Annotated in this window: 17 protein-coding genes; 5 read left to right on the top strand and 12 right to left on the bottom strand. The window is 41.4% G+C overall.

Going from position 1 to position 23,123, the window contains the following annotated elements; translation table 11 throughout:
• Nucleotides 1-13 precede the first annotated feature (13 nt).
• Both nusB and J2X77_RS14115 read right to left on the bottom strand, forming a co-directional pair.
• On the bottom strand, nt 14-961 hold the full coding sequence (gene nusB / locus J2X77_RS14120) for a transcription antitermination factor NusB (RefSeq protein ID WP_209574520.1): 948 nt from the start codon (nt 959-961) through the stop codon (nt 14-16).
• A gap of 62 nt (nt 962-1,023) precedes the next feature.
• Nucleotides 1,024-2,103 carry a Glu/Leu/Phe/Val dehydrogenase gene (locus J2X77_RS14115; protein ID WP_209574521.1) on the bottom strand — a complete coding sequence of 360 codons (1,080 nt, stop codon included), beginning with the start codon at nt 2,101-2,103 and terminating at the stop codon, nt 1,024-1,026.
• Between the two features lie 181 nt (nt 2,104-2,284).
• Between J2X77_RS14115 and J2X77_RS14110 the strand changes: the two genes are divergently transcribed.
• The gene (locus J2X77_RS14110) at nt 2,285-4,066 is read left to right on the top strand and encodes an ABC transporter ATP-binding protein (protein ID WP_209574523.1); all 1,782 of its coding nucleotides are present in this window, start codon (nt 2,285-2,287) and stop codon (nt 4,064-4,066) included.
• A gap of 68 nt (nt 4,067-4,134) precedes the next feature.
• Here J2X77_RS14110 and J2X77_RS14105 read toward each other — a convergent pair whose 3' ends face one another.
• From J2X77_RS14105 to J2X77_RS14080, 6 genes are all read right to left on the bottom strand, one after another.
• Nucleotides 4,135-5,376, bottom strand: a complete 1,242-nt coding sequence (locus J2X77_RS14105) for an MFS transporter (RefSeq protein ID WP_209574524.1) — start codon at nt 5,374-5,376, stop codon at nt 4,135-4,137.
• A gap of 177 nt (nt 5,377-5,553) precedes the next feature.
• Entirely contained in the window at nt 5,554-6,648 is a 1,095-nt protein-coding gene (locus tag J2X77_RS14100) for a membrane dipeptidase (RefSeq protein ID WP_310081236.1), read from the bottom strand.
• Nucleotide 6,649: 1 nt separating this feature from the next.
• Nucleotides 6,650-7,756, bottom strand: a complete 1,107-nt coding sequence (locus tag J2X77_RS14095) for a D-TA family PLP-dependent enzyme (RefSeq protein WP_209574527.1) — start codon at nt 7,754-7,756, stop codon at nt 6,650-6,652.
• A 10-nt stretch (nt 7,757-7,766) separates the two neighbouring features.
• Nucleotides 7,767-8,231: a RidA family protein gene (locus tag J2X77_RS14090; RefSeq protein ID WP_209574529.1), complete on the bottom strand. Its 465-nt coding sequence runs from the start codon at nt 8,229-8,231 to the stop codon at nt 7,767-7,769.
• 30 nt (nt 8,232-8,261) lie between these two features.
• Nucleotides 8,262-9,590 (bottom strand): gluconate:H+ symporter, encoded by a 1,329-nt coding sequence (locus tag J2X77_RS14085; RefSeq protein WP_209574531.1) that lies wholly within the window; start codon nt 9,588-9,590, stop codon nt 8,262-8,264.
• Nucleotides 9,591-9,811: 221 nt separating this feature from the next.
• Nucleotides 9,812-11,284: an aminoacyl-histidine dipeptidase gene (locus tag J2X77_RS14080; protein WP_209574534.1), complete on the bottom strand. Its 1,473-nt coding sequence runs from the start codon at nt 11,282-11,284 to the stop codon at nt 9,812-9,814.
• A 127-nt stretch (nt 11,285-11,411) separates the two neighbouring features.
• Between J2X77_RS14080 and J2X77_RS14075 the strand changes: the two genes are divergently transcribed.
• Nucleotides 11,412-12,896 (top strand): glycoside hydrolase family 130 protein, encoded by a 1,485-nt coding sequence (locus J2X77_RS14075; protein ID WP_209574536.1) that lies wholly within the window; start codon nt 11,412-11,414, stop codon nt 12,894-12,896.
• On the opposite strand, the gene J2X77_RS14070 is transcribed toward J2X77_RS14075, so the two are convergent.
• On the bottom strand, nt 12,868-15,081 hold the full coding sequence (locus J2X77_RS14070) for a glycosyltransferase family 4 protein (protein ID WP_209574538.1): 2,214 nt from the start codon (nt 15,079-15,081) through the stop codon (nt 12,868-12,870). The genes J2X77_RS14075 and J2X77_RS14070 overlap by 29 nt on opposite strands.
• Nucleotides 15,082-15,297: 216 nt before the next feature.
• Here J2X77_RS14070 and J2X77_RS14065 point away from each other — a divergent pair, with 216 nt between their 5' ends.
• Nucleotides 15,298-15,885, top strand: a complete 588-nt coding sequence (locus tag J2X77_RS14065; RefSeq protein ID WP_209574540.1) for a sugar O-acetyltransferase — start codon at nt 15,298-15,300, stop codon at nt 15,883-15,885.
• A 68-nt stretch (nt 15,886-15,953) separates the two neighbouring features.
• On the opposite strand, the gene J2X77_RS14060 is transcribed toward J2X77_RS14065, so the two are convergent.
• The 3 genes from J2X77_RS14060 to J2X77_RS14050 all read right to left on the bottom strand — a co-directional run bounded on the left by J2X77_RS14060 (nt 15,954) and on the right by J2X77_RS14050 (nt 21,417).
• Nucleotides 15,954-16,355 carry a GNAT family N-acetyltransferase gene (locus J2X77_RS14060; RefSeq protein WP_209574542.1) on the bottom strand — a complete coding sequence of 134 codons (402 nt, stop codon included), beginning with the start codon at nt 16,353-16,355 and terminating at the stop codon, nt 15,954-15,956.
• Nucleotides 16,336-17,859, bottom strand: a complete 1,524-nt coding sequence (locus J2X77_RS14055) for an NAD(P)H-hydrate dehydratase (protein ID WP_209574544.1) — start codon at nt 17,857-17,859, stop codon at nt 16,336-16,338. The genes J2X77_RS14060 and J2X77_RS14055 overlap by 20 nt, the downstream gene beginning before the upstream one ends.
• A 135-nt stretch (nt 17,860-17,994) precedes the next feature.
• Nucleotides 17,995-21,417 (bottom strand): glycosyltransferase, encoded by a 3,423-nt coding sequence (locus J2X77_RS14050; protein ID WP_209574546.1) that lies wholly within the window; start codon nt 21,415-21,417, stop codon nt 17,995-17,997.
• Between the two features lie 158 nt (nt 21,418-21,575).
• On the opposite strand from J2X77_RS14050, the gene J2X77_RS14045 reads away from it, so the two are divergent.
• Together J2X77_RS14045 and J2X77_RS14040 are read left to right on the top strand one after the other, a co-directional pair.
• The gene (locus J2X77_RS14045; RefSeq protein WP_209574548.1) at nt 21,576-22,415 is read left to right on the top strand and encodes a DUF4846 domain-containing protein; all 840 of its coding nucleotides are present in this window, start codon (nt 21,576-21,578) and stop codon (nt 22,413-22,415) included.
• 67 nt (nt 22,416-22,482) lie between these two features.
• Nucleotides 22,483-22,983 carry a hypothetical protein gene (locus J2X77_RS14040; protein ID WP_209574551.1) on the top strand — a complete coding sequence of 167 codons (501 nt, stop codon included), beginning with the start codon at nt 22,483-22,485 and terminating at the stop codon, nt 22,981-22,983.
• The last annotated feature ends 140 nt before the right edge of the window (nt 22,984-23,123 follow it).

Here is a 23,123-nt window from a genome sequence, read left to right as displayed (position 1 = left end):
ATCAGAATTGATGTTAATCTCTTAAACCACGACCTGCCTTTTGGATTCTTCCCTGCTGGTTCAGATCGTTCAATATTTTATCTAAGATACCATTAATAAATGTATTACTTTTCAATGTACTGAATACCTTAGAAATTTCAATATACTCATTTATTGTTACTTTCACGGGAATTGATGGAAAATTAATCAATTCGCATATCGCCATACGCATCAATAAGGTATCCATCAAAGCAATCCGATCTGACTCCCAATTCTTTGTTTTATCAGAGATAAGCTTTTGATACTCATTTGTATTGCGAATCGTTTTACCCAATAATGTAATGATATAATCGCTATCGTCATTCCAATTTTGTGTAATTTCTGCAAGTTTATTTCTACGCGGATCTTCCGAACTGAAATTCTTAAATGTCTTCGCAATAAGTGCTTGCAACACTTCTTTATCCACCTGCCAGTTGATGAATTTTTCTTCAAAAACCTGCTCAATAACTGGCGATTTCAAGATGATCTTTTTAAAGATATGTTTGATAATATCTTTTTCCGTACCAATCGAGCGATCTTCTTGTTGCAAGTATTCTAAATAAGCCTCAGAATCCTTTAATTGCAAAAACACGGTACGCACGATCTCCGGATCAAAATTCCATGAAATCCTATACTTTTTGACACCTTCTCCATATTGTGGATTTTGTCTCAATGACTCAATAAAAGTGTTTGTACTTAACTTGGTCGTTAAAGACAAGTCTTTTTCAGTTGGTAAGAATTTATTGGCCCTACCCTCTGCATCTATTAAGACGTAATCTGACACTTCATCTAATAGATTCAGTGTCCACATATACATCTCATAGACCTCATCCACATTTTTTAATAGTGCTTTTTCAAATGTTTTGATGTCTTTGTCTTCCGAAAGACTGTACGCATAAAGCGTTTGCACTACTTTTACCCTCAGGTGTCTCCTGTTTAACATAGTAATTTAAAGAACGATTTTTTTTATAAAATAATAAGTAAGAACGATTTTGGGAATGAAGACTATCGCTTGATTTTTTTAATATCTTGGATACGCTTCTCCGCGATGCGATTGGCCGCTTCAAAAGTTGAGATATTTTCTTCTTTTGATTTTTTCAATACGTCTCTTGTTGCATTATAAATATTTTTAATCACAAATTCAGTGTGGTCTACACCATAGTTTTGAATTTCTGAATAACAGCCAATTAATGCCCCTGCGTTAATCAAATAGTCCGGAGCATATAATATACCTCTTTCATGCAGAATTGAACTGGTGATCAATTCATCTTTCAATTGATTATTTGCCGAACCAGCAATAATTTTGCATTGCATTTTTTGCGCTGATTCTGGATTTACTGTACCGCCCAATGCACAAGGAGCATATACATCAAAATCGTGATCAAATACTTCACCGTAGGGAATTGGCTCGGCTTTGTACTTGGCCGCTACTTTCAACATTTTCTCCTCTGTAATATCACTGACATACACGCGTGCATTCTCTTCACGCAACATCGCAATCAAACGCTCACCGACTCCACCTACGCCATGGACGATGACCTTTTTGCCAGCTACACTCTCCGACCCATAGAGTTCTTTCAAACAAGCTTTGATCCCAAAATAAACACCTTGTGCAGCAAAGATCGAAGGATCGCCAACACCACTACCATGAATTGCTTTTGGCAAACCAGCCACGTGGTCGGTCTCCGTATAAATATGTTCTAGATCGCGTTGGGTAGTGCCTACGTCCAAAGAAGCAATGAAATTACCATTCAATCCTTCAATGAACTGGCCCAAACGGCGCAATAAAACCTCAGATTTGTCCAAACGGCTATTACCGATTATCACAGCACTTCCCCCACCGAGATTCAATCCGGTGATGGCAGACTTATAGGTAATGGCCTTGGATAAACGTAAAGCATCCTCAATAGCTTCTTCTGTACTTTCGTATGGTAACATACGAACCCCTCCTATCGCAGGCCCCAATGTGGTATCATGGATCGCAACGATAGCTTTTAAGCCCACTAATTCATCATTACAGAAAAATAAGTTTTGATGACCAGACTGGCTCATCAATTCAAAAATAGAATTTTGAGATGTTGACATAAAATGTACTACTCTAATTTGTTTTAATTTTTTAAGGCACTTGATGCAAAAGTAGGAAAATTATTCGTTGTGCGTAACAACTTTTTTTATCCAAGACTTAACATTTGATTTCCGAATGACAGTAAATTCACTTAAATCGTAAAACATTTTGACGAATTAGTTCTACTTTTGTATCCATAATATGAAGGATCTCGCCTACTTAAATAAATACTTTTATAAATACCGCTGGAAACTGATTCCAGGGGTTATTTTTGTTATCATCTCCAACTATTTCGGGGTATTGCCCGCAAAGGTAATCCGCGAAGCATTTGATTTGGTACAGGAAAACATCTATCTGTACCGTCTATTTGATGGTTTCGAAAGACAGGAACTCATCTACCAGGTATTTGGCACCAGTCTCCTGTTTTTTGGTTTCGTCGTGCTCCTTCTTTCGCTTTTACGGGGTATTTTCTTATTCTTTATGCGGCAAACGATCATCTTAACGTCACGTTATATTGAATACGATCTCAAAAATGAGATCTATAACCACTATCAGGATTTAAACTTTGGTTTCTTTAGAAAGAATAATACAGGGGATCTGATGAGCCGTGCCACAGAGGATGTCAATCAGGTGCGTAACTACCTGGGACCTGCCATTATGTATGCGATTAACACTGTTGTCCTTTCTATCATGGTTATTTATGCGATGTATAGCGTCAATGGACGGTTGGCGACCTATGCATTGGCGCCAATACCGGTTCTATCGGTTATTATTTTATTTGTCAATAAGATTATTAACAAGCGTAGCTTAAAAATACAGAAACAATTGGCCAACCTTTCTTCTTTCGTGCAGGAAACATTTGCCGGTATCCGCGTCATCAAGACCTATACCAGAGAACAAAATAAAATGCAGGAATTTGAGAAGGAAAGTACCATTTATCGAAATACGGCTCTTGATCTTGTCAAAGTGCAGGCTGTTTTCTTTCCGCTTATTCTTTTGCTTATTGGGCTCAGCACGGTAATTACCATCTACATTGGTGGGATTGAAGTTGCCAAAGGCACTGTAACGGCTGGAAATATAGCGGAGTTTATTATCTATGTCAATCAATTAACTTTCCCTGCGATGTCCTTGGCTTGGGTAACTTCACTGGTGCAGCGTGCCGCAGCCTCGCAAAAACGCATCAATGAATTTCTTCAGACGGAATCTCCAATTGTAAATGGAAAAGGCACCAAAGAATTAGCTGGTGCAATCCGGGGTGAGGAGATTTCCTTTACTTATCCGGAAACAGGCATTCAAGCCATTAAAAATATATCCTTTCAAATTCCGATCGGGAAAACACTTGCTATTATAGGAAAAACAGGGTCCGGAAAATCAACCCTAGCCAACTTACTTCTCCGGATGTATGACACCGATAAGGGAAAAATATATTACGACAATCTGGAGATCAAAGCTTTTGATTTCAAAAGCTTGCGCCAACAAATTGGATTTGTCCCACAAGATGTTTTCTTATTTTCGGATACCATTGCTAATAACATAGGCTTTGGCCTGGATCAATTTACACAGGAACAAGTGGAGCAGGCCGCTAAGGATGCTGCTGTATACGACAATATTATCGCCTTTGAAGATGGTTTTGAAACTGCTGTTGGCGAACGTGGTATCACCCTCTCTGGTGGACAAAAACAACGGGTGTCTATCGCTCGCGCCCTGATTAAAGAACCCAAAGTATTGATATTTGACGACTGTCTTTCAGCCGTGGACACAAAAACGGAGGAAACAATTCTCCGTTCACTCAGCCGCATTATGAAAGGCAAGACTTGTATTTTTATCGCGCACCGCATCTCAACGATCAAGAATGCAGATCATATTCTTGTGATGGATCAAGGCGAAATTGTTGAACAAGGTACGCACACTGAACTGATGGAGAAAAGAGGTGAATATTTTGAACTCCATGAAAAACAGTTACTGGAAAGTATAGTCGAATAGTTTAAATATCCCTGAATTTAGCTAAAGGATGCGGGCTAGTCTGATCTTGATCGGGCAGAACGCATTTTTTAGCTGACTACCCGATCCACTATTGCTTTATCTTCTTTAAAAAAAACGGCAAATAACATAAGACAAAAACCAGAAATACCGGCAGGAATAAACCAAAGGTATTCCCAAAATTGTGACGAATAGGCCGCTTTGAGATAATCCGATACAGCACCAGCAACCCAAAAACCGATCAACATCCCTACACCGTACATTGCAATGGTGATAAGTCCCTGTGCAGAAGCCTTGTATTTTTCACCAGCAATTCTATCTGTATAGATCTGGCCGACAACAAACATAAAATCATAGCAGATTCCATGCAATAAAATACCGAATACAAGTAAGAATGCTCTTTCTTGACCGTCACCGAATGCGAAAAACAAGTATCGGAGCGCCCAGGCGGAGATTCCTAATAGAATCATATTTTTATACCCAAGTCTTCTAAAGAAAAATGGGATCAACAACAGACAAATTGCCTCAGAAAATTGCCCCATGGCCATCTTTGCAGTCGGATTTGGGATGCCAACATTTACCAAAAAAGGATTAGCATTTTGGTAATAAAACGAAATCGGAATACAGATGACAATGGCTGTTACAAAAAAAATTAGAAAACTCCGCTGCTTTAAAAGCTTTAGCGCATCTAAACCAATCTCTTTTCCAAAATCAAATTTTTCCCCCTTAATGTTGGCTTGTGGCGGCGTCTTTGGTAATGCGAGACTAAAGAATGCCAATAGCAGTGAACAAATCGCCCCCATAATAAAAGTATTGTGAAGGGCACCTTCCGCTATCGATTCGGGTGCGTCCCAACGAAACAAATAACTGATCACAAGCCCCGAACAGATCCAACCAATCGTTCCCCAAACACGCAATCCCGGAAAATCTTTCTTCGCATCTTCTATATGACGGAATGCTATTCCATTAGATAAAGACAGCGACGACATATATGCCATAAAGTAAATAAATACATAGGGATAGAAATGCGTTGCATCGGGTGTCTGTGACATTCCATAGAGTAGCACCGCTCCAATCAGGTGTAAAGCTGAAAGTACGCGTTCGGCATTAAAGTATCTGTCAGAGACAAAACCGACAAAGAAAGGAGCAAATACGGCTCCAAGCGACTGTGTCGCAAAAATATTTGCTACCTCCATACCGGAAGCATTGAGCGAATTAATAAGGTATGTTCCCAAAGTTACAAACCAAGCCCCTTTGACAAAATACGTCAAAAACATCATCAGGGACAATTGCACACGTAATACTGGATTCATCTGTTCATTAGTATTGGAAGAAGTTGATTTTTCTACTAAACACAACAACGCGTCCTGCGACAATAAGGTCTTCTAAGTGATGTCGCTCGTAACGGCGTAACTAAAAACCTAAAACATCTTAAATACCTGACATAGTCATTGATTTCATCAGTGCCCAATGCTGCCACAACGCTATCTTTAAGATTGTGGCAGCACATTTCGCATAAAATTAAGCCAATTCTTACTGGCGATTTTTTCAAGATCGGTTTTCCCATATCCTCGTTTTCCGAGAATACCAAAGACTTTCTGGATATCGGCAATTGTCTCTAGATCATAAGGGCATTGCTCCCGGCCAAAGGCTCCATCGAGATCACTTCCCACCCCCACGTGGTTCACATTTCCCGCCAATTGACAAATATGGTCAATATTGTTGGCCACGATTTCCAAGGAGCAATTGCTTGTTTTAGGGTCCGATATACCTCGGATCCAGTTAGGCACCATCATCCAGGCATCTAGCGCCACACCAATGACGGCTTGCTTCTCAACAAGGGCTCTAATCATTTCATCACTAAACTGCCTATTGTGGTCCACAAATTTGCGGCAATTATTATGGCTGGCCCAGATCGCGCCATGATAACGTTCGACAGCGTCCCAAAAGGCATCATCATTCAGGTGGGTCGCATCCAATATCATCCCTAGGCGCTCCATCTCGCGTAACAGCATGATGCCTTGCTCATTAAGCTTGCCAGATGCATCTGTCCCATTAGCATACCTACCTGGCCCATAATGTGCTGGCCCAATAGCTCGCAAACCATAGTTATATGCCGTTTCCAGATTACTGATATCCACTATGGAATCTGCACCTTCTAGACTCAACAGGTAACCAATCGGCTTATGCATATGATCAATACCATCCGACCATAGGACCATATGTTGATCCAAATCCGCCTTTGTACGAATCATTTTTAGCTGACCGTCAGCTTCCATTGCCCTATACCACGCGAGCTGCCCCTGGGTCTGCGCCCAAGCCTGTTCTGCGGAATACCAACCGGGCAAGGAACTTTCAGGTGTCACGAAACGGGCAATTTGAGTCGCAACGACCAAACCAATATGACCACGACGCAATTCATCAAAAGTAACTGTTGCCCTACCACGATCTGGCTTGTCTTTCATCCCCCCTTCCCGACGATTAAGTTCGGTAATCGGAAGTCGAAGATCCCGGTTCCACTCCATGGCATTCATGCTTAAATCCAAATGAGCGTCTACCAAGAATGGCATTTCAAATTCATACATATCAATAATTTATCTTTTTATCTCGCGCGTAAACAGTCCAAACCTGATCTGCCTGCCCCTTGTGAACCACTTGCAGGTCGCCATAACAAGCTACCGTAGGACAGATATGCCGTGGTACGGCATAAAGAGCATTGCCAATGTTAAATTCGGAAGCTTTTGCAACTTCGACCACCAAGTGCTCTTCACTTTGCATCTTTATTTGTCCAACACGGGGATCGAAAAATTTGACACGGGGTTGCGGCAACTCACATGCAACTGATTTATACCCCAAGTCCAGACAGAGGTGATTGTGATCAACAATCGAAACTACACGCGTCAAAAGCACTGCTGCGAGTATAAATTCCTGCTCGACATAATTTTCGGCATAGCCAAAATCCCAAAACACAAACGTTCCGGGACTGCATTCTACGTCGGTGCGCTCGGCGTGAAAAGGGAAACTTGGTGAACCACCAATAACTTTAGCTAAAGGTTTCGAAGTAGACACCTGTGCCATAAGGTAGGCGGTTTCGAGTATGCTATAAGAACGTTCACTTTGTTTTTGGCGAAACTTATACTCTTTATCATGAATATGACCATCATAACCATGCAGGCCGATAAGCTGAATTCCTTCCAAGAGATGGATATCCATAACCAGCCGTTCAATTCTCTCTAACGAAACGCCAGTTCGTCCCATGCCCACATTGACATCTAGATAAACATCGCTGCATAATTCTTTCGAAAGACTCCGCTTTGAAATATCCTGCGCAGCATCGACATGATCCACAAGACAAGCAAAATGAGTATCGGGGAACGCCGCTATTAAATTGAGAAAACGATCGATTTTAGGTCCGACAGGCTGGTACGCCAGCAAAACATCTTTGGCTCCGATCGCACCTAACAGCTCTGCTTCTGCAATTGTTGCACACTTAAATTTCGTAATTCCCTTATCTACCATAAGCTGGCATACCTCCCGGCACTTGTTTGTTTTAATATGCGGCCGCAACCGGTCAGCCTGCCCATGCACCCTAAGTAAAGCGCTTTCGATGTTCTTTACAATACGGTCGGGGTAAACAAGCAAAGCTGGCGAATCGACCCGATCAAGATTATCTATATGACACCAAGTTTCCATATGAAGCGGGTTAGTATAATTCAAATAAGGCTTCTATTTCTACTGGAATATTATCGGGCAAAGAGCCAAAACCAACAGCACTGCGTGTTCCAATACCATTCTCTTCTCCCCAAACTGCAGCAAATAGTTCACTACAGCCATTAATGACCCCGGGATGATAGAGAAAATCGGAGGTGCAATTGACCATACCCAATACTTTGATAACCCGTTTAATTTTGTTCAATGATCCCAAGTTGGTTTTTATGGTCGACAACATTGTTAGACCAACTTGTCTTGCGGCAAGTTTGCCCTCCTCTGAACTGATGTCACTTCCAATTCGACCGATAATCAACGTGGCGTCATCTTGCACCGGACCATGACCAGAAAGATAGAGGTATTTACCATCGATAACATATGGTTTATAAACGCCTTTTGGTGCAGGCGCCGGAGGTAAAGTCAAACCTAATTTTTCGAATTGTTCATCTGCGTTATACATCTTTAACGATTTTAAAATTTAAAATAATAGCTAATATAAAATTAATTGTACTAGTAAAAGGGCTAAAAGCCCAACGATGGAAACAATCGCCTCCATCACCGACCACGAGTATAGCGTATCTTTGAGGCTTAGGCCAAAGTATTCTTTAAATAACCAGAAGCCAGCATCATTGACATGTGAAAACATCAGACTTCCGGCTCCTATAGCCAATACCATAAGATTGGGATCCGCTTTTCCCGCAGTAACAATAGGCAGTAAAACACCTGCGGCCGTTAATGCCGCAACAGTAGCTGATCCAACACAACCTCGGATGACGGCCGTAATGAGCCAGGCCAGCAGTAATGGCGAAATAGGAAGCTGCTGCAATATGTTTGCCAACAACAGGCTTACCCCACTGTCCTCCATCACCTGTTTAAAGATTCCAGATCCCGCAATAATCAATAAAATCATGGCAACATCTTTCACAGCAGACTCATAGACTGTCATCACACTGGCCATCGATCGCCTCAGTTTTAATCCTAACAAATAAGTGGCCACACCGATAGCGATCAACATAACAACGGTAGGGTTACCGAAAAACTTTAATGCCTGCGCCAATTTCTCGTCGCTTATGTGATAGCAATAAGGAAGCAATGTAAATAGAACAATGAGTAATACCGGCAGCAAAGCGACAGTCAAACTTACGCCTACAGTCGGACGGAGGTATTCTGCAGTATTTGAGCGATCTTTTTCGCGGAAAATTGATTCTCGAATTGGTCGTATGTTTTTCAGACTTCTCCCAAATACAGGTCCGCCCAAAACGATTGCCGGTATGGCAATTAAGAGACCATAAATAAGCGTCAATCCCATATCTGCATGAAACAAGGCTACGAGAGCAACGGGTGAAGGATGTGGGGGAATAAATCCATGGGTGACCGACAAGGCTGCCAGCATCGGCAACCCAATATATACTGCAGGCAATTTATACCGGTAAGAAATCGAAAATATCAGGGGGACTAACAGGACAAATCCAATCCCATAAAATAGCGGTATCCCAACAACAAAGCCTGTCAACATCAGTCCCCACTGGAGGTGCCGTGCCCCCATCAGTCGTACCATTTTTTCTGCAATAATCTCAGCAGCACCACTCTCAGCGATAATTTTCCCCAGCATAGCCCCCAGGACAAGAATTAAAGTCAGGCTACCCATCACTCCGGCTATTCCCTTTTCGACAGTGCCCAATAGCTTTGCGGGTGGAATACCCAAACAAAATCCACTGAATAACGAAACAATCAAAAAAGCGAGAAAGGCATTGATCTTAAAATAAGTGATGCAGACGATGAGCAAACAAATGCTGATTACAATGAGGATTATAGTCATTATATCATAATTAGGATTCTCTCGAATGGAGAGATTACATATTATTTTGGTCTAGTAAATCGTTTTTTCAGTTTCAAAGTAAGGATATTTTTTCATTTTTTCTATAAAAAAGATAAATTAGTATAAAGCAGAAAGGTATGGTTTATCATCATACCTTTCTTTTTTCATGATCTACTGCCGTATTATATCGACTATCTGTCGAGGACTAAAGATGCTGTTATTTAAATTTGTTTTTCAGGAATCTTTTTAAGAATTTCGAGAATAAACCTCCAAAACTTCTGCACGGAAGAAATGGAGACGCGTTCTGCTGGCGAATGTGCGCCTAAGATAGTAGGGCCAAAAGAAATCATATCCATTCCAGGGTAGTTTGTGCCCAAAATACCGCACTCGAGTCCAGCGTGACAGGCCACGACTTCTGGCGCTTCACCGTGTTGTAACGTGTAAATGGATTTTAGAACTTCCAAAATTTCAGAATTCGGATTAGGGGCCCATCCGGGGTAATTACCCGAAAAATCCACCTTAAAACCACCTAGTTCGAATGCAGCCTGCAAAGATTGGGCTAAATCAAATTTAGATGTTTCGACCGAAGATCTCGTTAAACATTTGATGGAAACCTTTTCGCCACCGACTTCAACTTTAGCAATATTATTGGAGGTTTCTACCAGGTCTTCAAAATCGGCACTCACACGGTATACTCCATTCAAGGCCGCATAAACACTGTTGATTAGATTTTCCTGGACCTCTACCGGAACTACGGTTGCGTAAGCAGCATCAGTCTGCCTCACCACTATTTCCATAGCCGGTTCCGTTGTGGCAAATTCCAATTTAATATCCTGCGCCAATTGAGTCAGATTCTGAACAAAGCTACTTGCCTTATCCTTAACGACAACCACCTTGGCAACGCTTTCTCTCGGAATGGCATTGCGCAGGCTTCCGCCCAACAGCGACGCAATACGAAGCCCATACTGTTGATAAGCTTTATATAACAAGCGGTTCATCACCTTATTTGCATTCGCGAAACCTTTATGAATATCCATTCCGGAGTGTCCTCCATGCAGTCCTTTCACCGTAAGTTCGAATGATAGCATGTCAAACGGACAAGGTTCTGCACTATACGACTGTGTTGCTGTTACATCAATCCCTCCTGCACAGCCAATATCAATCTCGGTGTCATTCTCGGTATCCAGATTCAACAGGATTTCGCCCGAGAGCACGCCACCTTTTAATCCTAACGCTCCAGTCATTCCGGTCTCTTCATCAACGGTAAATAAGGCTTCAATAGCTGGGTGCACAATAGCAGATGACTCCAAAATTGACATGATTGTCGCGACGCCAAGACCATTATCCGCACCTAAAGTGGTGCCTTCTGCTCTTACCCAATCACCATCCACATACATTTTTATACCTTCGGTATCGAAGTCAAAAATAGTATCGTTGTTTTTTTGGTGCACCATATCTAAATGCGACTGCAGTACAATCGTTTTACGATCTTCCATTCCCACAGTAGCGGGCTTTTTAATAAGCACATTTCCAATCTCATCTACGCTTGTCGCTAACCCTAGTGATTTTCCAAAGTCTACCATAAAAGCAATCACGAGTGCTTCTTTTTTTGAAGCTCTTGGCACCCTATTTAGAGCAGCGAAATTCCTCCAAATTGCTTTCGGCTCTAACATATCTAAACTATTTTCAATCATATCTTAAAATTTTCCTGAGCCAAAGTTACTCGATTTTTATCAGATATCCTTTGATTATTGACTGGGAATAAAAACAAAAGACAGGCGCGATTCGTTCTAATAAGGATGTAAACATGAACATAATATTATGCATAAACCAGTACAAGTTGAACGAAAAGATATTTACTTTAAGCCAGATAAAAAAAGAGTACTAGCACGTTTCTTTTTTCTAGGAGATGATCGCACAATCAAAGTCATCCAACGCATCTTATCCCTTAACGAATCGCAGCGGAAAGAAGTCTTTGGGCAGGTCCTGCGAAGCTATACCAAGAGACATCGGAGCATTGTTCATATCTTTGAACGAAATTTTGATCGGGTAAGCCACTTATTGGCAAAGATTCCTTTTTCAAAAGAGAAACTAAGTCATATTGACAAGTTACTGATTGGCTCTTACTTTACCATGGAGTATTCGATAGAGTCGGCGGCCTTATTTAATCCGTCCATCATAGAACATCCGGACCAGACAGAATTATTTAAAGGAGAAAAACGTATTATTTTAAGTTTCAGGGCCACTGGTGAAGGCCATGTTTCTTCTATCGTTTTTCGCTCGGGCACATTGGATGTTAATAATAATATTCATATTGACTATGTCGGTAGTTTATTGGATAAACCTATTCAAGTCAAAAATCATCGTTATCATAAGGAATCTTTCTTAAAGAAGATGAATGAGCTACATGCCGAGCCCACCGAAGTGAAGTCTAAACTGGAGGCAAAACTAACAGATACCTTTACTTACGAGGAACTGAAGCGATATATTGATGAAGTGCGCCAGGTTAGCGAGGAAAACCTTGAAAATGTAACATTTTTACAGCAGGCGCTCTGGCTCGCTTCCTCGCATTATGAAATGACGTTCTCATGGGACACCTCCATTTCAGAACGCGTAATCTTTCCACTCGCTGACACCGAAAAAAGAGGCATTGAAGATGCCCGGTTTGTCCAGTTCAAAGATGAGAAAGGTGAGAGCGTCTATTATGCGACCTACACCGCCTATGATGGATTTAGCATTCTCCCTAAACTATTGACCACAAAAGATTTTTACCATTTTAAAGTGAAACCTATTTATGGTGAAATCGCCAATAAGGGTGCAGCACTATTTCCACGAAAAATAAACGGACGCTATGCCATGCTCTGCCGCATTGACGGCGAGAACAATTATATTGCTTACTCTAACAATATTAATATATGGCAGGAAACGGCTATCCGAATTCAAGAGCCCGAGTATCCATACGAATTTGTGCAGATTGGTAATTGTGGGTCACCAATAGAAACGCAGTATGGCTGGCTGATCCTTACCCATGCCGTAGGGCCAATGCGTGAGTATGTTTTGGGGGCCTCCCTTTTGGACCTGGATAACCCCCATGTTGAAATTGGTCGCCTACATAGCCCCTTGATGACCCCAAATGATGAAGAACGGGAAGGATATGTACCCAACGTCATTTATTCTTGCGGAGCGATTGTGCACAATGACCACCTCATTTTACCCTATGCGATGTCTGATTATGAGTCCACTTACGCAACAATCAAACTCGAAGATTTACTACTCGCTATCTTAAACCCTGATCGCTATATTTAAAAGCACGATATACCTCAACATAAGCTAAATAGAAACAAAGGGTGCTTTCAGCACCTTGGTTTCTATTGATGCCATACGATTCCAAACCATCGCAGCATCCCTTGGTTTCCTCATCATAAAGTCCAAGACGAAGATCATTCTCTCCCAAAAACCAGCGAAACGAGGCAATCATTCGGTTGAAATAGATTTTCTTATTCGTCAGTTTAAATGCTTCGCGATACATAAATACCATCGCCGTTACATCGAGAGGCTGCTGGCCAAATTTACTGATATGCTTGCCTTGCTTGGCCCATTCCTGATTTCCAACCAATGAAAGAGCGCCATTTTGTATGGTTATGCTTTCGAGAAATTTGAGTGTAGATAGTCCCAACTGTTTTATTTTATCATCGTTTAAAAATGAACTAGCAGCCAATAACGCATAGGGCAATATCGCATTGTCATAAGTCAATACAGGCTCAAACCATTGCCAATGTTCATCAGAACTGGCGTCATATTCCCACACCAACTTACCAATAAGCGTCCGCATCAACTCTATCATTACTTCATCGTTGGATTGGTCCTGCAAATATTCTGCAATTCCCAATACGGTATATGCTATCGCACGGATGGAGCGCAACTGACTGAAATTTGGCACAGCTCTAAAAAATAATTCGCGTCCCAATTGGTAGTAGCTTGTCAATTCAGTTTTACGAAGAAGTACGCCCAAGGCCCATATTGTCCGACCAAAGGAATCTTCCGAACCGACGTCATCGAGAAAATTATGCTGGAAATCCATAAAATTATGAAATAGCCCATCTTCTCGCTGATGATAATAGATATAACTGAGGTAAGTGGAGATACGACGATCTAACTTCTTATCTGCAAAATCATCTTGAGCCAATAAGGTGAGTAGAAGTGCTCTGGCATTATCGTCGATGCAGTAGCCTTCTTTGTAGTTTGGCAGGGAATACGTTGCATGCTGTAAGATACCGACTTGATTAGTAAGTCGATCAATATGCTTCCAGCTGAATTTGGGCATTTCATCTTTTGTAAAGGCTACATTTTCTTTGAGGCCGTCGGAGGTTGGAATGATTTTTTCCAAAACCCGCGTGTACCGAAGGCCTATATTTTTCCAGGTTAACTCTTTTCCAAATGCACCCGCGTTGTCTCGTAATGTGGTGCGATAATCTAAATTTGAGAACAGATTTTTAAGCACTTCAGCCATTCTGGCGGAATTTTTAAATTCAACCAGTACCCCCCTTCCATCGGCGAGTAATTCCTTGGCATGCCAATAAGGAGTAGACACTACCGCTGCTCCCGCTCCGATGGCATACGATAACGTCCCACTGGTAATCTGCGCCTCGTTAATATAAGGAGTGACATAGACGTCGCAAGCGCATAGATACTCGACAAGATCGGTCTGACTAACGAAGGAATTAATAAATCGAACATGTTCCTCCAAATGGTAGGCTTCCACTAGACTGCCGAGATACTCCCGATATTCCTCCCCCGAATGCGCCAATACATTCGGGTGTGTTTTACCAACGATGAGGTATACGAGGTCAGGTTCATCTTTGACAACTTCGGGTAGGGATTCAATCACCATTTCAATGCCCTTATTTCGTCCCAAAAAACCAAAGGTCAACAGAACCTTCTTCCCCGAAAGGCCTTTTTTAAACTTTGCAAGTTCATGATCCAAGGTAAATTCCGGCACTCCGTGGTGTATTAATACAACTTTTGTCGTATTGACCCTATAAATATTTTTGAGTAATGTTATCGCATAATTGCTCATGACAGTAACAATAGAAGCCCGCTTAACGATTTCAATGAGAATAGCTTTTTCATCGACATTCGGCTTTTCAAGGATGGTGTGAAAATTAACCAGTAATGGAATATGCAGCGCATTAATCAAGGACAAGATATACATCCCGCTATTACCACCGAAGATGCCGTACTCGTGCTCCAATAGCACACAATCGTAACCATTTTCATTAATATAGTTGGCAGCTTCAATATACGACAACTGAGCATGTTGGTCTATTTTAAAAACAACTTCACTGGGATAAACATAATCCCGGTCCGCAACAGCAAAAACATGTTGTGTCAATTCCTGATTATGCAACGCAACAGCCTGCAACAAATCTGACGTAAAGGTGGCAATACCACATTCTTTGGGTAAATAGGTACTTATATAAGCGATTTTCATTGAAATAATAATTATTGGATAAAGCCCAGAACTAGGCCGTAGCATACGTGTGCTACACTATCTAAATGCTTTTCAGATGAAAATTGTTTTGTCACATCGGTAGGAATTCAAAGAAAACGTACTTGGGGATTGAATCCCATCAACGAACGGTCGTCAAATTAGTATTGTATTTAATCATCAATTTATCTATGTTTGCCACCTAAAAGTAAGTACTGAATGAAATCACCAAAAGAGAAAATGATTGCCGGCCTTCCCTACCTTGATTCGGATGGACAGTTATTTAAAGATAGGCAATACGCCAAAGAAGAGCTTAAGCGATTTAACGATTCGGAACCTAAACAAATTAAATTTAGAAAACAGATTATTCAGAAACTATTTAACGCAACAGGACACCGTTTTTTTCTCGAGCCTCCCTTTCGTTGTGACTACGGCTATAATATTACTATTGGTGAAAACTTTTACAGCAATTATAATTGCACTATTTTAGACTGTGCTCCAGTTATTATCGGCGATAACGTACTGTTTGGACCTAATGTGAGCCTATTCACTGCTGGTCACCCCATTCATTTTGAAGCAAGAAATCAAGGCTGGGAATTTGCGCTGCCAATCGTTATCGAAGATAATGTGTGGATAGGTGGGCATGTTGTTGTCAATCCCGGCGTACGGATCGGAGGAAATTCGGTGATAGGCTCTGGATCAGTCGTTACTAAAGATATTCCATCAGACGTCATAGCGGCTGGTAATCCTTGCCGGATCCTTCGTCCGATAACTGAATCTGATCGAATCAACTACGACGAAAGTTAGTAAAGTCACACATGCTGGATGGATCTGTAGCACCCTATTATCGTATTTACCAATCTTGGCGAATAAAATTACTTTAGCGCTAATGAATAGGTAACAGTGGTATCATTTTGCTTTCCCGCAACAAAACCGTTCTTTTTCCAAAAGTGCTGTTGATCAAGGAGGGCTTCGGCTAGGATAACTTTACCATTAAATGTTCTTATAAATCGTCTAGCATAGCCCAATAATGCCGTGCCTATCCCCTTCATTCTAAGATGTGGGGCAACGGCAAGAAAATGGATCATGTAGTTATCGCCGAAAGAAATCAGGCTGAGAACACCAACGACATCATTTCCATCGTAGGCTGCAAAATGCGTGGCTTCAAAATCGCCATCTAGCATTACTTCACCAAGCTTCCCCCCGGGAGAAAAGACTTCTTTTCGCAGTTTCCAAGTTCGGGCAGCAAAAACTTGTTCAATGTACCAATCCATCATAATCCTGTTCTATTGCAATCAATGCATTGGAAAGATGATTGATCGTGTCGGAAGGTAACAAAGAATAGACTCCAATCTTTTCTACCGCAATATCTGCTGCACGCCCATGGATATATACTCCCATAATTAAAGCTTGTTTGGAAGAATACCCCTGTCCAAGCAACGCTGTGATAATACCTGTCAGTATATCGCCACTGCCACCTGTCGCCATTCCGACATTGCCTGTACTGTTGAAATAGAGCGCCCCATCGGGCATAACCATCATGCTATTGGCCCCTTTAACCAGTATATAAAATTGGTGTTTGAAGGCGAACTCTTTTACTTTTTCCATCTTTTCGAAATCATCCTTCCAAGGACCCAATATTCGACTAAGCTCTTTTGGATGTGGAGTCAATATACTGTCTGCCGGTACAAATGCCCAAAGATCAGGTTCGCAAGCAAGAATATTCAATGCATCGGCATCTAATACCAACGGGGTATTACTTTCGTTAGAAATAAATACCTTTAAGGCATCACTAGTATATTGCGTTGTACCCATACCGATACCGATGCCAATGGACTGATAACTCGTGATGCTGGGGATTTGGCTAATAAAATCCTGTTCAGGATCTGTCAATACCATTGCTTCGGGTACAGCAGTCTGTAAGATGGTATTGCCAGAGGCGGGCACATATGCTGAGGCTAAACCGCATCCGGCGCGAAGGGCTGCTCGTAGTGCAAGCTGCACAGCTCCCATTTTACCCTTACTCCCGCCAATGATCAACGTATGACCAAATGTCCCTTTATGATCAAATTTCCGTCGCTTTCGATAAAAAGAGGCGACAAGGAGCTGGTCAACATAAAAGAAATTAGTTTCTTTTTCGTCAATGGCCCGCCGACTGAGATTGATATCCAACACCTTAAAGTCTTTGACGTACCATTGGTTTTCTGGCAGTAGCAGGGCAAGCTTGGGCGCCTGAAAAGTAAACACAAAGTCTGCCCTAACAACTAGAGCTTCAAGCGGGGTATTTTTATCCGCGAGAAGCCCGGAAGGCATATCCACTGCGTAGATTTTTGCACCGCATCCATTTATACTAGAAATAATACCGTTCCATTCTGCTGTGAGTACTGTATTTAACCCGTAACCAAACAGGCAATCCAGTACGATTGCATTAGAAGGAATATCCACCTGCTCTTCGGGATTGATCTTTTGGATTAACTGGTTGAACAAACGCTTTTGATTAGCAAGATTGTCAGCGGAATACTCCTCCACATCGATGAGATAGACCTTTACCAATGCCTGCTCTTGATTCAATAAGCGAGCAAGCACTAGACCATCACCACCATTGTTCCCTTTGCCACAAAAAATGTAAAAGGTTTCACACTCCATCCGGGGATGAAGTCTTTTAACTTCCTCAAAAACAACGGTTGCGGCACGCTCCATAAGATCCAGGCTGTTGATACCTTGATCCTTTAAAGTTTCGCCATCAATGCTCCTCATTTGCTGAGCGGATAGTATCTTCATCGTTCTTCTTATTTTTATTGAAAGTAACTAATCCTGAGATCAAATAAAAATATCAGTATACTTTTTGGCAAAGGATAGTGATGCTCATGCAGTATGTCATGCCGATCCAATGCTTTCGCTGTCAATGAGTGCTTTCTATTCACTTGCTGTGACCTGCTTCACTCCTCCGGTTCGTTTCAAGGTACCCCATGTATTTAATTCTCCTTTAATGGCTTTTCTGACCGACTTGAATAAAACGAAGTACATCAGTTGGCGCCAGAAAAAACGTTGTGGAAACAAATAAATTAAATTGACGAGCTTTTCTCCTTCCAACTTAAACGCAATAGCCGCAAAGAAAATATCGACGACAACAAAAAGGAAGTAATAGAACATCACCTGACCAAACCCCGTATGCAATGAAAACAGTCCTGCAATTCCTGTCCAGCTGATACCATTTACCTCACTTAGGGAGAAAAGACCGCTCACCAAGGAGAACAACATAAATATGTCGGCCAAAGGCGCAAATAGCGGAAGTATGATCTGAAAGATCAGAATATTGGGCATTCCAACCATACCAAAATAGCCGTATCTAGGATTTAATAGGGTCTGTTTATTCTTCCAAAAACTTTGCAATACACCAAAACTCCAGCGGAATCTTTGCTTAAAGAGCATGCCAACCGTATCTGGCGCTTCAGTGTACGCGATTGCTTCTGATGCATTACGAACGATATAACCGGCTTTTAATATACGCATGGTTAAATCACAATCTTCCGCCAGGGTATCGGTTGTAAATCCACCCACCTCCAAAACAGCGGATTTACGAAAGGCGCCAATTGCTCCGGGCACTACCGATATCATATTGAGCAGATCAAAGGCTCGTCGATCCATATTCTGTGACGTGATGTACTCGATCGATTGCCAATGTGTCAAAATATTATGTACATTACCGACCTTCACACTTCCGGCAACAGCTGCAACCTGGTCCTTATTGAAATACTTCATCAATTGTTTTAATGCATCTGTCTTTAGTTGCGTATCGGCATCGATGCAGAGTACAAACTGCGCTTGGGATTGTTGGATACCATAGTTAAGCGCAGAAGCTTTGCCCCCATTTTGTTTTGTAAACAGCCGTACTTTAGGGTGGTCGCCATACACCTTACTAACCAGCTCAAACGTTTTGTCTTTCGATCCGTCATCCACAAAAACCAATTCATAATCTGGATAATCCAAATTCAAAAGACTTTGTATCGTAGCCAGTACGGTTATTTCTTCATTATAGGCAGGAATAATAACGCTAACCTTCTCCTGAGGATCAACTATCAATTGGAATCGTTCCTTTTTACTCCTTCGCTTTTGTCGGATTGCCAAATAAGCAATCATTACTGTTCTAAAAATTGCCAACACAATGGCAATGGAAAAGACCAGATTAAGGAAGATATTACCATAAAACAAGGTTCCTAAAAACAAACGGTTGGAAGATCCGCTGAAACCTGAATCAGACGCATTTTTTACTGGAGGCATCAGTTCATCACGCTTTTTGCCCATTAAATCTCCAATCGTTGCAAATTTATAACCATGAGATTTGAAATAATGAATAATTCGTGGCAAGGCTGCAATAGTCGCTTCTCGATTGCCTCCGGCATCGTGCAATAGGATAATGTTTCCGTTATCGCGCTGTTTGACCACTTCATTATAGATCTCATCTGCGGTACGGCCGGGCAACCAGTCGTTCGGATCGATATATTCTCCGATATTGATGTAGTTTTCCTTCCTGCTCTGAGCTACCGGTAGAATTTCGGCAACGGTCTGTGGTTCGGCATCGGCATTAAAAGGTGCGCGAAAAAGTATTGTACTGTGACCGGTTATGCATTCAATGATTTTTCGGGTTGCATTTAGTTCAAACTTGACCCTATTAGGTCCGATGGTGGACATATCAGGATGAAAAAAGGTATGATTCCCAATTTCATGTCCTTCCTGATATTCCCTACGAACCAAATCCATATTTTTCTCAGCCATCACGCCAACAAGGAAAAAAGCACCTGGTACATGTTCCTTTTTTAAAATATCCAATACTTGCGGTGTGTATGTTGGATCTGGACCATCATCAAATGTAAGAACTACCGTATTGTCTCTTTCTCCAAAGCGTTTGATCACATAGTTGCTTGGCGTCTTTACATACTTCTGGTCTTTTACCATCAGCGTCGACGGGTCATAAGTGAAATTTGCTTCCCCAGGGGCGGGACTATTTACCAAATCCAAAATCTCCCCATCGCCAATATATTGAATTCCTCCAACAAGGATTTGTTGTATCTTTCCAAAATCAAATGGATCTTTCTTTAAGCTTTCTTGACTTAATGATCTTGAAATAAAAGACCATAAACGGGCATCTTCACTACCCAAACGCCAAAGAGCAATACCGGCTAATCCCCAGTCATCTGCTTTACGGATGAGATTAAAATAGGTTGCTGCATCTGTGAAGTAAACATCGTGGTACATTCCTCCTCCGTCGGTATAACTAAAACTTAGATTTGCCGATTCGGGATCAAAAGCAATCTTGGCATTGTAATTATGCGCCAAAATGACGGCATTATCATAAGTCAATGTCTGTCCAACCCTACCTTTAGGCCAATCATAGCCATAACATGCCAGCGCCAAAATTACCTTGTCCGCATCGACCTTACTGCAGAGCTCATCGAGATTTTTTTCGACCCATGCCTGATGGGAGATAGCGCCTGCATTACTTTCAATGGAATGCTGATCATAGGCCATTAAGATAATGTAATCATTGTATTTCTGTAAGGCGATCGGGTCGTAATCATCATTTTCGGGCGAAATATCCTGCGACACAAGCAGCCCCTCGGTATGAAACACGGTATAAATGTGTGCCATAAAATCATTTAAGGTTTTCCGGTCGTCCAATTGTAAGTTTTCAAAATCAATATTTATTCCCCCAAAACCATTTCGCTTCACTTTTAACAGAATATCGTCTATAAAACGTTGTTGTTTTTCTGGATCAACTAAGATTGCTTTTACGGTTTGTCCGTCAAAATCGTTACCACTAAAATTTGAAATCTGTGCGATAGCTTTACGCTTATACTTATGAATAACCTTAAGCGCGGCAGTATCCGCTTTATCTACCACCGTATCCTGATTGGGTACTGTAAAAAATGACTCCATGGCGACCATATCCAAATGACCGATGTTGCGGCGTAAATCAGATAGGGACTGCTCACGGACTTCGTTTGACCAGGAACTGACATAAAATCCCATATTGATCCTACTTTTTGAGCCAATATGTTTTAGATGCTTGAGATCACGATCGTGTTTGATCTTCTCCAATTCGGATTTTAAAATTGTAAATTCCTTGAATTGCTTTGATTTCTTTAATCTGGCAGTAGACTTTTCAGTCAACGGCGTGTTGGTATTAATTGTTGGAAACGGAGGAATCTGGATCTTACCCAATGTGTAAACGACACCGATAACACCAATGATCAAACCAATTACCAATGCCCTGCTCATCCATGAAAAAGCGTACCAGCGCTTTTTGCTTGACGTCTGAAAAATCTGTTTTTCTGACATAACCGTATTCTTATTAACTTCGGCTAAGCTACATCAGAAAATGATCCAAAGGGCCAATCAATAGCTTAAAAATTTCTTAATTTTAAAGCTCCACTCCTCCCTCCATTTCCGCTTAAAATTAAGTATATTCGCTAGATTGCAATACACTAAGTAGAAATATGAGGCCACTAGCTATACTCATTCCCTTGTTCTCTTGTCAGGTTTTCCTTGGTTGTGGACAGCCCAATATCACCGCATCGAAAACACAAGCTATCGATTCAGCATCCAAGGAAGCTATACGGACTGACGGAAACCAATTTATTGACCCCAATGGAATGACGGTCAAATCACGCTTTTTATTACCAGAAGGATTCAAAAGGTTGCAATACAAAGCTGATGCATTTGGGAATTTTCTTGAAAATCTTCCACTTTACCCTATCGATCAGGAGGTACATTATTACAATGGAAAGATTAAACGTAGACAAAATATCTACAATAGTGTTGTAAAACTGGACATAGGAAAACGAGATTTACATCAGTGTGCCGATGCAGTCATGCGGCTCAGGGCGGATTATTTATACGGACAAAAGCGCTATAAGGATATAAAATTCAACTTTCTCTCTGATGGCAAACCCCGAGCCTATACAAACTACGCAAAGGGAGACTACTCCTACCTAACCTATTGGAAGTACTTGGAGTACATCTTTGCCTACGCTAATACCGCTTCGCTACACGACGAACTTCATCATGTAAACACTACCCAAGAAGTTAAAATTGGAGACACTTTCATTCAAAAAGGATCGCCTATTGGCCATGCAGTTATCGTTGTTGATCTGGCCAAGGATGATAGTGGGAAAACAATCGTGCTGCTCGCCCAAAGCTACATGCCAGCTCAAGATATACAAATTTTAAACAATTGGAACAATAGCAAACTCAGTCCCTGGTATGATATAGATCAAAACGTGATAAAAACTCCTGAATGGGCATTTTATCCGAAAAACCTAAAAACCTGGGAATAGCCTAAAGCGATCCGAATCGAACTAAACTCTTTGGCTGGTTGCTAGCTCAACACTTACTCCCGAAGGTATGGTGAGCAATTTTTTACACCAATACTTGGAGGTGGGCAAACAACTAGAACTCACAGCACCAACAGGTTCTTTTCTGCTAATTGAGAATGAAAAACCGCATGTGTTTATTAGTGGCGGTGTTGGCCAGACTCCATTAATTGCCATGCTGGAACAGTTGGCTGACAAGAAAAAAGGGACACCTTTAACCTGGATCCACGGTTGTAGAAATCCGGATTTGCACGCATTTAAAGAAAGGATAAAAACATTGGAAAGCCAGCAGCAGCACATGATTAGTTTTTCTTTCTACGATGAGGCAGTAGATGTAGGTACGAATGCAATCGAGGGCTGGGTCGATCTGGCTAAGATAGACGCCGCTCATCTTCCACAGAAAGCAAACTATTACCTTTGTGGCCCATCTGGCTTTATTAAAAAACACGTTCAATATTTAACCACTCAGGGTGTTGATATTGACAACATACATTTCGAGGAATTTCGCCCGGCATCTTTGCAACTAAATTAACAGCTGTACACCATCCCTTAAATAGTCATCTCTAATTTTTAATCATTAGCGATGGCTATTTTTGATTTTGTACATTTGCAAAAAAAGCAAGAAGATTATGGGCATTTTTTCTAAAACTTGTGAATATGGAATACGGGCAG

Origin of the sequence: Sphingobacterium sp. 2149, assembly GCF_031455655.1 — a bacterium.
In the GTDB taxonomy this organism is placed as follows: Bacteria; Bacteroidota; Bacteroidia; order Sphingobacteriales; family Sphingobacteriaceae; genus Sphingobacterium.
Note: the sequence above shows the minus strand (reverse complement) of the source record. Positions and strands in the feature narration are given on the sequence as shown.

Excerpts from the sequence above, each read along its gene's own strand:
- nusB (WP_209574520.1), bottom strand. The coding sequence starts at position 961 with ATGTTAAACAGGAGACACCTGAGGGTAAAAGTAGTGCAAACGCTTTAT.
- J2X77_RS14115 (WP_209574521.1), bottom strand. The coding sequence starts at position 2,103 with ATGTCAACATCTCAAAATTCTATTTTTGAATTGATGAGCCAGTCTGGT.
- J2X77_RS14110 (WP_209574523.1), top strand. The coding sequence starts at position 2,285 with ATGAAGGATCTCGCCTACTTAAATAAATACTTTTATAAATACCGCTGG.
- J2X77_RS14105 (WP_209574524.1), bottom strand. The coding sequence starts at position 5,376 with ATGAATCCAGTATTACGTGTGCAATTGTCCCTGATGATGTTTTTGACG.
- J2X77_RS14100 (WP_310081236.1), bottom strand. The coding sequence starts at position 6,648 with ATGTATGAATTTGAAATGCCATTCTTGGTAGACGCTCATTTGGATTTA.
- J2X77_RS14095 (WP_209574527.1), bottom strand. The coding sequence starts at position 7,756 with ATGGAAACTTGGTGTCATATAGATAATCTTGATCGGGTCGATTCGCCA.
- J2X77_RS14090 (WP_209574529.1), bottom strand. The coding sequence starts at position 8,231 with ATGTATAACGCAGATGAACAATTCGAAAAATTAGGTTTGACTTTACCT.
- J2X77_RS14085 (WP_209574531.1), bottom strand. The coding sequence starts at position 9,590 with ATGACTATAATCCTCATTGTAATCAGCATTTGTTTGCTCATCGTCTGC.
- J2X77_RS14080 (WP_209574534.1), bottom strand. The coding sequence starts at position 11,284 with ATGATTGAAAATAGTTTAGATATGTTAGAGCCGAAAGCAATTTGGAGG.
- J2X77_RS14075 (WP_209574536.1), top strand. The coding sequence starts at position 11,412 with ATGCATAAACCAGTACAAGTTGAACGAAAAGATATTTACTTTAAGCCA.
- J2X77_RS14070 (WP_209574538.1), bottom strand. The coding sequence starts at position 15,081 with ATGAAAATCGCTTATATAAGTACCTATTTACCCAAAGAATGTGGTATT.
- J2X77_RS14065 (WP_209574540.1), top strand. The coding sequence starts at position 15,298 with ATGAAATCACCAAAAGAGAAAATGATTGCCGGCCTTCCCTACCTTGAT.
- J2X77_RS14060 (WP_209574542.1), bottom strand. The coding sequence starts at position 16,355 with ATGATGGATTGGTACATTGAACAAGTTTTTGCTGCCCGAACTTGGAAA.
- J2X77_RS14055 (WP_209574544.1), bottom strand. The coding sequence starts at position 17,859 with ATGAAGATACTATCCGCTCAGCAAATGAGGAGCATTGATGGCGAAACT.
- J2X77_RS14050 (WP_209574546.1), bottom strand. The coding sequence starts at position 21,417 with ATGTCAGAAAAACAGATTTTTCAGACGTCAAGCAAAAAGCGCTGGTAC.
- J2X77_RS14045 (WP_209574548.1), top strand. The coding sequence starts at position 21,576 with ATGAGGCCACTAGCTATACTCATTCCCTTGTTCTCTTGTCAGGTTTTC.
- J2X77_RS14040 (WP_209574551.1), top strand. The coding sequence starts at position 22,483 with ATGGTGAGCAATTTTTTACACCAATACTTGGAGGTGGGCAAACAACTA.